The organism is Pseudomonas sp. PDM03 (genome assembly GCF_014852385.1).
GTDB lineage: Bacteria > Pseudomonadota > Gammaproteobacteria > Pseudomonadales > Pseudomonadaceae > Aquipseudomonas > Aquipseudomonas migulae.
The window spans coordinates 886695-899911 of sequence record NZ_JACVBM010000001.1; the positions used below are offsets into that span (position 1 = coordinate 886695).

Below are 13217 nucleotides of genomic sequence, written 5' to 3' on the forward strand. Positions count from 1 at the left end.
TAAGCAATTCTCAAAAACACCGCAGAACCCTGTAGGAGCCGGCTTGCCGGCGATAGCGATCGGCCTGTCGACAATGATGCCGGATGTGCCGACGCCATCGCCGGCAAGCCGGCTCCTACAGGTCCGGATCAGGTGCGGGAAGCGCCACGTGCGCTGGCTGCAAACTGGTCCGCCGGCAGCACATGCTTGCGCTCCAGCAACCGATAAACCACGCCGGTCAAAATCAGCCCGAACACCATCACACCCGAGAGGAAATACAGCCCCGAAGCCAGGTTGCCGGTGTATTCCTTCAGCGCGCCGATCACGAACGGACCGATGTAGCCACCGAGGTTGCCCACCAAGTTGATCAGCGCGATCCCCGCCGCCGCACTGGCACCGGCGAAGAACCGGCCCGGCAACGTCCAGAACACCGCAGTGCAGGAAAACAGGGCGAATGCCACCAGGCACAGCGCCGCCAGTTGCAGCACCGGCACCGTCAGCCAGGCACTGAGAAACAAGCCGATGGCACCCAACACATACAGCACCGCGAGGTGGCCGTAGCGATCATTCAAACGGTCGGAACTGCGCGGGATGATCAAGAGACCGATGATCCCGAAAATGTACGGCACCGACGACACGAACCCCGTCACCAGATCAGTGCCACCGAACTGCTTGATCAACGTCGGCAACCACAAACCCAGGCCATAAATGCTCAGGGTGACCGGCAGATAAAACAGCGCCAGCAGCAACACGCGTTTGTCCTTGAGCGCATGCAGCGGATTGCCGTGGCGGGTCTGGCCGTACTCCTCAAGGTCCTTTTTCAGTTCGCCGGCCAGCCAGTCTTTCTCGGGCTGATCCATCCATTTCACCTGTTGCGGACCGTCAGGCAGCCAACGCAGCACCGGCCAGGTCAGCAGGATCGCCGGGGAACCGATGACGATGAACAGCCACTGCCAGCCGTGCAATCCGAGGATGCCGTCCATGCCGAGCAGGCCGCCGGACACCGGGCCGGTGATCAGCATGGCGATCGGTTGGGAGAGGATGAACAGGCCGAGGATCTTGCCGCGATGGCGAACCGGGAACCACTGCGTGATGTAGTACAGAACGCCCGGGAAGAACCCGGCTTCGGCGGCGCCGAGCAAAAAGCGCATCACGTAGAAGCTGTGCGCCCCTTGAACGAAGGCCATGCCGATGGTGATGGCGCCCCAGGTGACCATGATCCGCGCAAACCATCGCCGCGCGCCGAAGCGTTCGAGCATCAGGTTGCTGGGGATTTCCAGCAGGAAGTAACCAATGAAAAACAGCCCGGCACCGAGGCCGTAAGCCGCATCGCCGATACCGATGTCGGCGCCCATGTGCAGCTTGGCGAAGCCCACGGCGGAGCGATCCACATAGGCGATCAGGTACAGCAGGATCAGGAAGGGAATCAGTTTCAGCGTGATGCGACGAATAAGCCGCAGTTCCTGGCTCATGAGATCGGTCTCCGATTGTTGTTGTTATAGAACCTCGGGGGACGCCTCTCGCCAAAAACTGCCAGGGCCTTCCCTCCGTTGGAGCGGACTATATAGTAATACTATTTACGCAACAACACTTCCAAACAGATCGAATTGCGCTTATGTTACGCCTCAGTCAGAACAATATAGTCATACAATAAGAGAATCGATCATGTCTGATAAGAAACCCACCCTGCGCTCCGCCCAATGGTTTGGCACTGCCGACAAGAACGGCTTCATGTACCGCAGCTGGATGAAGAATCAGGGCATCGCCGACCACCAGTTCCACGGCAAACCGATCATCGGCATCTGCAACACCTGGTCGGAACTGACCCCGTGCAACGCGCATTTCCGCCAGATCGCCGACCACGTCAAACGCGGCGTGATCGAGGCCGGCGGTTTCCCGGTGGAATTTCCGGTGTTCTCCAACGGCGAATCGAACCTGCGCCCGACTGCCATGTTTACCCGCAACCTGACGAGCATGGACGTCGAAGAAGCGATTCGCGGCAACCCGATTGACGGCGTGGTACTGCTGACCGGTTGCGACAAAACCACCCCGGCGCTTTTGATGGGCGCGGCCAGTTGCGACGTACCCGCCATCGTCGTCACCGGCGGGCCAATGCTCAACGGCAAGCACAAGGGCCAGGACATCGGCTCGGGCACCGTGGTCTGGCAGCTCAGCGAACAAGTGAAAGCGGGCACCATCTCCATCGATGATTTCCTCGCGGCCGAGGGCGGCATGTCCCGTTCCGCCGGCACTTGCAACACCATGGGCACCGCATCGACCATGGCGTGCATGGCCGAAGCACTCGGCACTTCCCTGCCCCACAACGCCGCAATTCCGGCGGTGGATGCGCGCCGTTATGTGTTGGCGCACATGTCCGGCATGCGTGCGGTGGAGATGGTCCGCGAAGACTTGAAACTGTCGAAGATCCTCACCAAGGAAGCTTTCGAAAACGCCATTCGGGTCAACGCCGCCATCGGCGGTTCGACCAACGCCGTGATCCACTTGAAAGCCATCGCCGGCCGCATCGGCGTGGAACTAGAGCTGGATGACTGGACCCGCATCGGGCGTGGCATGCCGACCATCGTCGACCTGCAACCCTCCGGGCGCTTCCTGATGGAAGAGTTCTACTACGCCGGTGGCTTGCCTGCGGTGTTGCGTCGCCTCGGCGAAGCCAACCTGATTCCCAATCCAAATGCCTTGACCGTCAACGGCAAGACCCTCGGCGAGAACACCAAGGACGCGCCGATCTACGGCCAGGACGAAGTGATCCGCACCCTCGACAACCCGATCCGCGCTGACGGCGGCATCTGCGTATTGCGCGGTAACCTGGCGCCACTCGGCGCGGTGCTCAAACCGTCCGCCGCCACGGCTGAGCTGATGCAGCATCGCGGGCGTGCGGTGGTGTTCGAGAACTTTGACATGTACAAGGCGCGGATCAACGATCCGGAGCTGGACGTGGATGCCAACTCGATTCTGGTGATGAAAAACTGCGGGCCGAAGGGTTATCCGGGCATGGCTGAAGTCGGCAACATGGGCTTGCCGGCCAAACTGCTGGCCCAGGGCGTGACGGACATGGTGCGTATTTCCGATGCGCGCATGAGCGGCACCGCGTACGGCACGGTGGTGTTGCACGTCGCACCGGAAGCGGCGGCCGGCGGGCCTTTGGCAGCGGTGAAGGAAGGTGACTGGATCGAGCTCGATTGCGCCAACGGACGTCTGCACCTGGACATTCCGGACGCCGAACTGGCGGCGCGCATGGCCGATCTGCAACCGCCGCAACAGATGATCCTCGGTGGATATCGCCAGCTGTACATCGACCATGTGTTGCAAGCGGATCAGGGTTGCGACTTCGACTTCCTGGTCGGTTGCCGAGGTGCCGAAGTCCCCCGCCACTCCCACTAACCCCACACCCCTTGTAGGAGCCGGCTTGCTGGCGATAGCGGTGGGTCAGTCGACACATCTATCGCCTAAAAGGACGCCATCGCCAGCAAGCCGGCTCCTACAATTGATCTTCATAGGATTCAGGATTGCTTGCTCTGGCGACCGTCCTCGCCGCGCCTGCTATCATGCGCAGCACCTCCCCCGCACAGGATCGCGCCGTTCCCCATGGATTACCGCAAACCCTCCGATCGCAAAAGCATGCACTCGCGCATTGTCCAGGAACTGGGCATGCAGATCGTTTCCGGACGCTTCAAACCGGACGACAAACTGCCCGCCGAAGCCCTGTTGTGCGAGGAGTACGCGGTCAGCCGTCCGGTGCTGCGCGAAGCCACTCGCGTGTTGGTTGCCAAAGGCCTGGTGTATTCCCGTCCGCGTGTCGGCACGGTGGTCAAGCAGCGCAAGGAATGGCACATGCTCGACCCGGACGTGCTGCACTGGCTGATGCAAAGCAGCCCGCAGAATCAGTTCTTCGATCTGCTGACCAGCGTGCGCAGCATCATCGAACCGGCAGCGGCTGCCCTCGCCGCGCAATTCGCCACCGACGAAGACATTGCCTCTATCGGCGAAGCCTACCAACGCATGGAGGCCGCGCCGACGCCTGAAGCCCTGTTGCAACCGGACCTGGATTTCCACAGCCGCATCGCCGACGCCACTCACAACGACCTGCTGGCGAACCTGTGCAACATGCTGTCGGTCGCGATTGCCGAAGCGTTGAAGCATTCCAACCAGCGGCCGAACCTGCATGAATTGGCGTTGCCACGGCACAAGGCGATTCTCACCGCCATCGAGAACCGCGATGCGCTGGGTGCCCGGCATGCGACGCTGGTGCAGCTGGACGATGCGCGCAGTGCGCTGAATGTGGTGCTCGGCGCCGATCCCTCATAAAACACGACCCACTGTAGGAGCCGGCTTGCTGGCGATGGCGTCTGTTCAGACGATAAATATGTTGGCTGACCCACCGCCATCGTCGGAACGCCGCCCGCAGCAAGCCGGCTCCTACAAGGGTTACGTTGATCTTCAGATGTAAAAAAGCCGCAACCCTGGTTGCGGCTTTTTCGTTTCTGGCCTGAATACAGGCCTTAGCCTATCGCCTCGCCCAATGTGCGGTACCCGGCTACCGCACATCCCTTTCGATTCGGTTTTACGTTGAGGAATCACTCATGCAAAGGATTGCATCATGCCCACACCTGCATCACCACCCGCCGCCGCAAGCGACACCGACATCATCGCGCGCGCGGTTCATACCCGATTCAATAGCCGACCGACCTTACGCTCGCAAACCGCCCGCCTGCTCAAGGACGGTATTCTGGAAAAGTACCCACAACTGGCGTTCGACCCTGAGCGAACCAAAATTGCCCAACCGATCCCGGATGGCGCCTGGCGGCTGACGCTACTTTTGGACGTGGTACTCGATTACCTGGCCAGCGGCGCATTCCCCGATCTCAGCGAGCAATACGGTCGCAGCTGTTTTTTGACAAACCGTGCCCCCGCGCAACTTACCGCCGACAACACGACATCGCGACTGCCCGACCTGCAAGTGATTGCGCAGGTCATCCGTGAATTACCCGACATTTTCTACATCGGCGCTCAGGAATCATTGGCCGCCTGCTGGAACGAACAGGACGAAACCGGCGTCAGCCGCTGGCAATGGTTGGGGAACCTGCTCGCCGGCGTGTTGAAAACATCCGCAACGCGCCTCGCGGCAAGTGATGCCGAGCAGGCTGGGATTCTATTGGAGCTGGCCCGCCAACCCGACAACCGCGAGCGCCTTCAGCGTCCTTGGGCCAAAGGTGCAATTGAAGCCTGCACGCTTCAAGTCACGCTGAGCAGGGGCGAAGTGTCTTTCACGCTGCAAGCGCCGGATATCCTGGTGATTTGCGGCGAGACTCATTTGTTGTGCAGCGTGACCGGTAACATCGAATCGTTCCCGTCCCTGCAAACCTTCGGTGCCGCGTGGGGCGCGCGGTTTCAGCAAGACTTCACGGCAGACTCCATCACCTGGAAACGTTTTGCTCCGGACGGCAACATCTTTGATACCCAGGCAGCTCTGCTGCTGAACCGGCAACTGGAAGATTTGCAGTCGCTCAAACTGCCCGCACGCCAAAGCCTGGCTGACCTTGAAAAGCGTTTTGACGCGATCACCGATGTCGCCGCACTGTTTATCGGCAGCGACAACCACCCGACGCACCTTCACGCTCTACAGACAACGATTCCCGAGTGGTTGCAGGGCGCCAGCGCCACAGAGCGCATGGCCTGGCGTAAACACACGTTGTCGATGGCCAGTGTCAAACAGCAGACACAGGGGCGCTCGTTGCCCGACGACGTCGTTGACCTTCGCACGTTCGCCAGAAATGCGCTGCATGAGCAAATGCTCAAAGACCAGCCCTTGGCGCCCGGCTACAAGTCCGATGAACTGGAGCTGACCTTTCACGTGCCTGTCGGCGACTTGGGCAGTGGCTACCTCGAACCCGTCAAAATGTCCCTGACCGACCTGGCGATAAAAAACCTGGCCGGCAAACCCAAGGGCCGGATGACCCTGCGCCACACCGAAAACCAGCTGATTCAAGACTGGACCACCGAGGCCTATTTGCTGGATCTGGTGAGCCGGGTCGATGTCGGAAAACATTATCCCGAGTACATTGAGGCGCAGTTGCTTGGCAACAGTCCCGAGGCCAATGAGCGACTGCGACTCTTCGGCCTGGAACTGAGCCTGCATTTACCGCTGCGCGCCCTTGAGCATTCGATCAAGGGCGAGCACGGCTTCACCTCCGTGGGCTATCGATATGTCGATGCGGTGTTCCAGCCGTTGGCCGCCGAGCGCATCGTCGAGGAACAGTCCGTCGTCATCAGGCCATTGGCGTTTCAACGCAAGGTCGGGGCCTCGTGTGATGTGGCCGGCAACATGTTCATCATCGAGCCGAAAGACTTGAAGTCAGACGGCCCGCATATTCTTTACCGACCACTGTACTCAGAGCCCCTGCACCAATACCCCAACCGTCAGGACTTGCTGAGTGCCATTGCACAAACCGGCCCGTTGCAAACCAGCGTGCTGACCTGGCTGCCGGATCGCGCACGGCCGATCTACGACAACAACGGCTTCACCGAACCCCACATTGTCCACTTCCATGCCGGGGACGAATTTACACTGCATGAAAAGCCCCAACCGGCGATTCTGGCTGGCGACGAAGCGGTTGGCGACTGGCTCAGCGCGCTGGAAGAGGGTCGATTGCTGGCCAGTCTGTTCGTCAGCAATGCACGCACACTGATCGATCTGGCGGATCGACAATCGGTGTCGAATGCCGAGAGCCGCTGGGCGATCATCCTTGAGGGTGGCTGGCTGGTGTTCAACAACCTGATTCTGCCGTTGTTGCGCGGCCCTGCCATGGTGGTGGGCTGGATGCTGCAAATCGCCCACAGCCTGATCAACGATCTGCCGGCGCTGGACAGTGATGACCCGAAGGCGCGGAATCAGGCATGGATCGATGTGCTGTTGAACATTGGTCTGTTGGTTCTGCATGTCGCTCGAGAGGAAGCAGCCCCAGCACTTTCCGACAGCGCAGAGACGGCAGTTCCGGATGCCCTCGCCTCCTTGCGCCGTCCTGCGCAGACATTTTCATGGCCCGCCGAATCGACCATTACCCAGGACACTCCGGGCCTGCCCTCCGAGCCGCCGGGCAGTGGCAAGACCCTGCTCGACTTCAACCAGTCGAGCGCGCGCGATTCGGCAGCGGCCCGACTGTTCAACACGTTACGCGAGGTTCAAGTGCCATGGCCGATGCCCCTGCCAGAGCCCGTTAGCACCGGCGTGTTCAAAGGTTTGTACCGGATCGGCAATCTTTGGCACGCCACCGTCGCCGGCCTGCTGTTTCGCGTGAGCATCGTGCCCGGGTTCGGCGAGGTGTATCTGATACATCCGGAGCACCCGGATCATCCCGGCATCAAGCTCAAGACCAATGGAGCGGGCCGCTGGACTCTGGATCAAGGGTTGAAACTGGTTGGCGGCGGGCGCAATTCGAGAATCAGCGCCCAGCGAGAAATCACGGAACAACGCATCAACCTGCTGGAACTCAATCGTCAGGAATTCGTGGCTCAGCAAGTGCGGGTGCAGAAGCGCGTCGACATCGCTGAAAACCTGATGCAACTGAAAAAAAACGATCCCGCCAGCAATGAACTCGATCGCGCCACGTACAGGCAACGGTTCGTTGATGAGCTGGACAAACAGACCGAAAGCTACGCCACGCTGCTGGCCGAGAAAAGGGAATTGGCCGAGTTGACGAAATCCGATCCCGATCCTGTGCACTTGTGCAGCCTGTCGGAAAACCTCATCAACAATGCCCGTAAACGGATCGTCATCGCTGACTGGGAGCGCGAAGCTGTCGATCAAACCTATGCGGATTTGAGAAACGGTGTCGGGCATTTGCATGATGCGTTGATCCGCGAGGGCGACGTGGTACTGGATCGCTATTTTGAGTTCATGCGCAAAACCTCAGAAATCAACGAATCCATGATCAAGTGTCTGGATCAGATAGACAGCCGACTGCAGGAACTCAAGCGGGTCCCTCGTCTGGGCATCGAGTACTGGAAGAGACTGACCGGCAACAGGCCCGAAAATGAAATGACGGCGCTGCGCGTCAAGTGCTATCAGCTGAGTATTTTGCGCCTGCTCAGTCTCAAGGCCCTCGGCAGCAACACCATGGGTGTGCTCGAACATACCGTCAGCCCGCTGTTGTTGCACTCTCGCTCGCATGCCGAACTGCAAACGGAGCACACCTACACCAACAGCGACCGGATCGCCGTTCTGGAGAACCTGGTCGATCAGTACAACAAGGCACAGGACGGCCTTGAGGCAATAGGCATTTTCAGCACAGAAGAACTGCAGGCACACCCCTTCAATCGTCTGCGCGAGCTCATTGACCAGCTGCGTATCGATGCCGAACGACGTCTGGCGGAAGCGCTTCAACTGCTGCCACAACCGGAGGAGCCTTCAACGTCGGCATCGGGCCCCAAACCGCCGGTGAAACGTCCCTATTCATGGTCCAGTCGCAAGCGGGTGATCAAAACTGCCAAAGGCACATTGATCGGCGATCTTCGACAACGGGTCGCTCATCAGGAAGGAGACATTGTCGACATCAACCATCCGTTCGAAGAAAGGCCACTGGCTTCGTTCCACAAGCACGAGCCCAATGTCTGGGTAGAAATTGTCGATGCCAGACCCGCAGCTACCAAGGCAACGCGCCCCTACCAGCAGCTCAAGGGCGATGCCCGCAAGGCGTTGGCCGATGTCGATAAAAACGTGCAGAAGATCGAGGGTTACGCGCAGCGCGCCAGTTCTCCCAAGGAAATCGAAGAGCAATTGCAACGCGAGGCACAAAAGCTGATCGGGTACGCCGATGGGCTGGAACAACACGAAAGTCCCCCGGCCAACCGCGAAACAGACGTTTCGCTGATCAGCGGACTCCGCGACAAGGCGCACGTTCTCGAGACCAAGGCCACCGAACTTCGCACCCGCATGACACTGGCCCGGCCGCCCAGTAGCGAGGGGGTGGAGTATCTGTTGCGACGCAATGCAATTTTTGCGCGAATCATCGGCAACCGGGTTCAGCTGAAAACCGGGCGGCGTGACTTCATGCAAGAGTACGTCTTGTTGAATGAAGACAATCAACCCTGGTGGTACGGGCATTTTCACTACGCCAATGCGGATGATGCCAAGGCTGACTACACCCAGGCGCATCTGAAAACCAGGGAACAACGCTTCGAAACCTACGAATCGGCCATGGCCAAGGCCAAGGATCCGAAGCAGAAAATCGAAATTCATCACGGAATCATCAGCAAGGAACTGGCGAACAGCGATTTTCTACCGTTGCAACCCCGCTGAGTTTTCCAATCACCCATAAAAAAAGCCGCAACCCAAGGTTGCGGCTTTTTGGTTTTGCCTGAGGTTTAGTGAGCGAACAACGAGTTGCCCTTCTGCCCCGCCAGCTTCTCCGGTTTGATCAGGAACCGAGCCAGCGCTGGCAGCAGCCACAACGCGCCGAACATGTTCCAGAGCAGCATGAAAGTCAGCATCAGGCCCATGTCGGCCTGGAACTTGATGGCCGAGAAGATCCAGGTGCACACGCCGATCGCCAGGCACAGGCCGGTGAACAATACGGCTTTACCGGTGGACTTCAGCGTCTGGTAATACGCCTCTTGCAACGGCAGACCGGCACGCAGGAAACTTTCCAGGCGGCTGTAGATGTAGATGCCGTAGTCCACGCCAATCCCCACACCCAATGCCACTACCGGCAAGGTCGCGACTTTGACGCCGATCCCCATGAAGGCCATCAGGGCGTTGCCGAGTACCGACGTCAGCACCAGTGGCAACACGATGCACAAAGTCGCCGCCCAGGAGCGGAAGGTGATCATGCACATGGTCGCGACGCAGATGTAGACGAGGATCAGGATGGTCAGCTCGGATTCCTTGATCACTTCGTTGGTGGCCGCCTCGATGCCGGCGTTACCCGCCGCAAGGATGAATTCCAGGCCTTCCTTGTTGTTTTCCTTGGCGAAGTCCTGCACCGCATGAACTGCGCGATCCAGGGTGGCAGCCTTGTGATCGTTGAGGAACACCAGCACTGGCGCCAGGGAGCAACTGTTGTTGTACAGGCCGTCAGCGCGGGCGATGGAGTTGTTCAGCACGTCCGGGTTGCGCGACAGGGTTTCCCATTTCAGGTTGCCCTCGTTCATGCCCTTGATCATCTGCTTGGACACGGTCACCAGCGAGATCGCCGACTGCACGCCCTCGGTGTTCTGCATCTTCCACATCAGTTCGTCGATGGGTGCCATCGCTTCATAGCGCGAGCAACCTTCGGACTTGGTCTTGACCATCACCACCAACACGTCGGAACTGGTGGAGTAGTTGCTGATGATGAAGTTGTTGTCCTTGTTGTAACGCGAATCCGGACGCAGCTCTGGAGCACCTTGATCGAGGTCGCCGATTTTCAGGTTTTGGCTGTACCAGAGGCCGCCACCGAAGGCCAACAGGGCCAACACGATCGATACCGGGGCGACTTTCGGGCTGGCGAAGTTGGACAGCAGGCGCCAGAACGGGTGTTCGCGGTGCGCGTCTTTCTTGCTGCGCTCGACAGCGCGCTTGCTGATGCCGACGTATGAAATCGCCACCGGCAGCAGGATCAGGTTGGTGAACACGATCACCGCCACACCGATGGATGCGCCGATGGCCAGTTCGCGAATCACGCCGATGTCGATGATCAGCAATGTGATGAAGCCCACCGCATCCGCAAGGATCGCGATCATCCCCGGCAGGAACAATTGGCGGAAGGTGCGCCGCGCCGCAGTCAACGCGTTGTCGGCCTCACTGGACTGCAAGGCGATACCGTTGATCTTTTGCACGCCGTGGGAAATACCGATGGCGAAGATCAGGAACGGCACCAGCATCGAGTACGGATCCAGCCCGAAGCCGAAGAAGTGCATCAGGCCGAGCTGCCAGATCACCGCCACCAGCGTCGTGCTCAACACCGCCACGGTGCTGCGCATGCAGTTGGTGAACCAGTACAACAGAATCAGGGTGATAACGAAGGCGACACCGAAGAACATCACCACCATCACCAGGCCATCGATCAGGTCGCCGACTTTCTTGGCGAAACCGACGATGTGGATCTGCACGTTGGGGTTCTGTTTCTCGTACTTGTCGCGGATCTTTTCTTCCAGTTCGTGGGAGAACTTGCGGTAGTCCAGGGCCAGCAACTTGCCTTGATCCTGCGGATCCGGGTAGGACTCCAGCAGCGGGATATCGACGATGCTCGACTTGAAGTCGTTGGCCACCAGACGCCCGACCTGACCGGACTTGAGCACGTTGTTGCGCAACAAGTCGAGGCTTTGCTGGGAGCCGTTGTAGCTCTGCGGGATCACTTCACCGCCGGCGAAGCCCTCCTCCGTCACCTCGGTCCAGCGCACGCTCGGGCTCCACAGCGACTTGAGGCCGGAACGGTCGACGCCGGAGATGTAGAACACCTCGTCGTTGATCTGACGCAGGGTCTCCATGTACTCCTTGGAGAAGATGTCGCCGTCGGTGGCTTCAACCGAAATGCGAACGGTGTTGCCCAGGTTCGCCAGGTCGTTGCGGTGCTCCATCATCTTTTGAATGAACGGATGCTCGAGCGGGATCATCTTTTCGAAACTGGTGGACGGCCGAATCAGCGTCGCTTGCCAGAACAGGAAAATACTCACCAACAGACAGATCACGATCACTGCCGGGCGGTTGTTGAAAATCAGGCGTTCAAGAAACGTCGCCTTGTCTTGGTGATGGCTGCTCAAGGATGTCATAGACCCGCCTTCTTATTATTTGCCCGGCTCATTTGGACGACCCGTTTTTTCCATTCTCTGCACCGGCGCCGGTTGGCGAGGTGACGCGAACGCCGCCCTGTCCTGCCAAAACCAGATTGCCGTCGCCCGCCGCAGTCACCGCCGAAACCGAAATGCGATCCGGACGGTTGAACACGCTGAAGGTTTCGCCGTTGTCGTTGCTGCGGATCACCGAGCCACCGTTGCCGACGATCACGATGGAACCGTCGTCGAGCAAGGTCGCACCGGACAGACCGAACTCCAGCGCACCACGGGTGGCTTTCAACTCGACCGGCTCCCAGGTGGTGCCGAAATCGGTGGAGCGAAACAGGTTGCCCCGCAGCCCGTAAGCCAGCAGCGTGTTGGCCTCGGCGGTGCCGATCACGCCGAACAACGAGCCTTCATAGGGGCCTTCGAGTTTTTCCCAGGTCTGCCCCCAGTCGGAGGAACGGAACATGCTGCCCTGCTCGCCGACGATGAACAGCCCGGCATCCTTGATCGCTGCAATGGCGTTGAGGTGGTACTGGTCTTCGTTGTCCAGGCGATCGCTGGCGTCTTCCCAGGTCTTGCCGCCGTCGGTGGTGGCCACCAGCGCGCCGTAAGCGCCTACGGCGAAGCCGTTGCTGGCATCCTGGAACCAGACGTCGAGCAGGGGCGATTCGCGTTTCAGGTCTTCATATTGTTTGGTCCAGGTGACGCCGCCGTCCTCGCTGGCGAGGATCTGTGCGTCATGCCCGACGGCCCAGCCGTGTTTGTCGTCGACAAAATAGACCGAGGTCAGCAGTGCCCGGGTCGGCACCTTGGCCTGGGTCCAGGTCGCGCCCTGGTCATCGGAATACAGAATGTGCCCGCGATCCCCGACTGCCACCAGGCGCTTGCCGGCGTGCACGACGTCGAGCATCAGGCTTTTGCTGGCTTTGGCGGATTCAACGGAATAGACAACGTCGGTGGCTGGCGCCGCATTGGCCAGCGCAGGTGCCGACAACACGGCACAGCCCAACAGCGAGAGCGCTGTAGCCAACAATGCGAATTTGCGCAGTGCCGGCGGGCGGCAGATACCCACACCCATGACAGGCTCACTCATAGACCTTCCCCCATTATTATTGTTAGGTCGTTCAACCTTTCAGGGCGCCGTAAGGGGTGCTCATCGGGATTGGATGGTTAGGAGCATAGTCCTGAAACCCGCAATCCAGAGCCCCTTCGGAAGCTGGCTTATCCTATCGGGGTTTGGAAAGGTCTGACAATCGACGCCACGTTATCTTTTGTTAACCTGGGGGGATGGGGGTTTTTCTGAATGTTGGGGTATCAGGTGGGGTGATTTGGGGTTTGTGGTTGGTGTTTTGTGTACATATCCATTTTTTCGGTAACGGCTTCTATTGGTTCCGCTCTTACAGCGGGTCACTTGGAAGAGCCCCAAGTAACCAAGGGCTCTTGCCCCTTTCGTTCGGTGGCTC

General features: G+C 59.4%; 6 protein-coding genes. 3 read left to right on the forward strand and 3 right to left on the reverse strand.

Translation table 11 applies throughout. The features are described from left to right. Window positions 1-128: 128 nt before the first annotated feature. Window positions 129-1451 carry an MFS transporter gene (locus tag IB254_RS04025; protein ID WP_192416494.1) on the reverse strand — a complete coding sequence of 441 codons (1323 nt, stop codon included), beginning with the start codon at window positions 1449-1451 and terminating at the stop codon, window positions 129-131. A gap of 193 nt (window positions 1452-1644) precedes the next feature. Between IB254_RS04025 and IB254_RS04030 the strand changes: the two genes are divergently transcribed. The 3 genes from IB254_RS04030 to IB254_RS04040 all read left to right on the forward strand — a co-directional run bounded on the left by IB254_RS04030 (window position 1645) and on the right by IB254_RS04040 (window position 9295). Further along, complete coding sequence (locus tag IB254_RS04030) at window positions 1645-3381, forward strand: IlvD/Edd family dehydratase (protein WP_008030087.1); 1737 nt, start codon at window positions 1645-1647, stop codon at window positions 3379-3381. Between the two features lie 204 nt (window positions 3382-3585). Continuing rightward, complete coding sequence (locus IB254_RS04035) at window positions 3586-4305, forward strand: FadR/GntR family transcriptional regulator (protein ID WP_008030085.1); 720 nt, start codon at window positions 3586-3588, stop codon at window positions 4303-4305. A gap of 292 nt (window positions 4306-4597) precedes the next feature. After that, entirely contained in the window at window positions 4598-9295 is a 4698-nt protein-coding gene (locus IB254_RS04040; protein WP_192416495.1) for a dermonecrotic toxin domain-containing protein, read from the forward strand. Between the two features lie 65 nt (window positions 9296-9360). On the opposite strand, the gene IB254_RS04045 is transcribed toward IB254_RS04040, so the two are convergent. Beyond that, window positions 9361-11745, reverse strand: coding sequence for an efflux RND transporter permease subunit (locus IB254_RS04045; RefSeq protein ID WP_008030082.1), 2385 nt, complete (start codon window positions 11743-11745; stop codon window positions 9361-9363). Window positions 11746-11773: 28 nt separating this feature from the next. Then, on the reverse strand, window positions 11774-12847 hold the full coding sequence (locus IB254_RS04050; protein WP_008030080.1) for a WD40/YVTN/BNR-like repeat-containing protein: 1074 nt from the start codon (window positions 12845-12847) through the stop codon (window positions 11774-11776). Window positions 12848-13217 lie beyond the last annotated feature (370 nt).

Bases quoted from the DNA above. Each gene is read 5' to 3' on its own strand.
- IB254_RS04040 (WP_192416495.1), top strand. From the start codon at position 4,598: ATGCCCACACCTGCATCACCACCCGCCGCCGCAAGCGACACCGACATC.
- IB254_RS04030 (WP_008030087.1), top strand. From the start codon at position 1,645: ATGTCTGATAAGAAACCCACCCTGCGCTCCGCCCAATGGTTTGGCACT.
- IB254_RS04035 (WP_008030085.1), top strand. From the start codon at position 3,586: ATGGATTACCGCAAACCCTCCGATCGCAAAAGCATGCACTCGCGCATT.
- IB254_RS04050 (WP_008030080.1), bottom strand. From the start codon at position 12,847: ATGAGTGAGCCTGTCATGGGTGTGGGTATCTGCCGCCCGCCGGCACTG.
- IB254_RS04025 (WP_192416494.1), bottom strand. From the start codon at position 1,451: ATGAGCCAGGAACTGCGGCTTATTCGTCGCATCACGCTGAAACTGATT.
- IB254_RS04045 (WP_008030082.1), bottom strand. From the start codon at position 11,745: ATGACATCCTTGAGCAGCCATCACCAAGACAAGGCGACGTTTCTTGAA.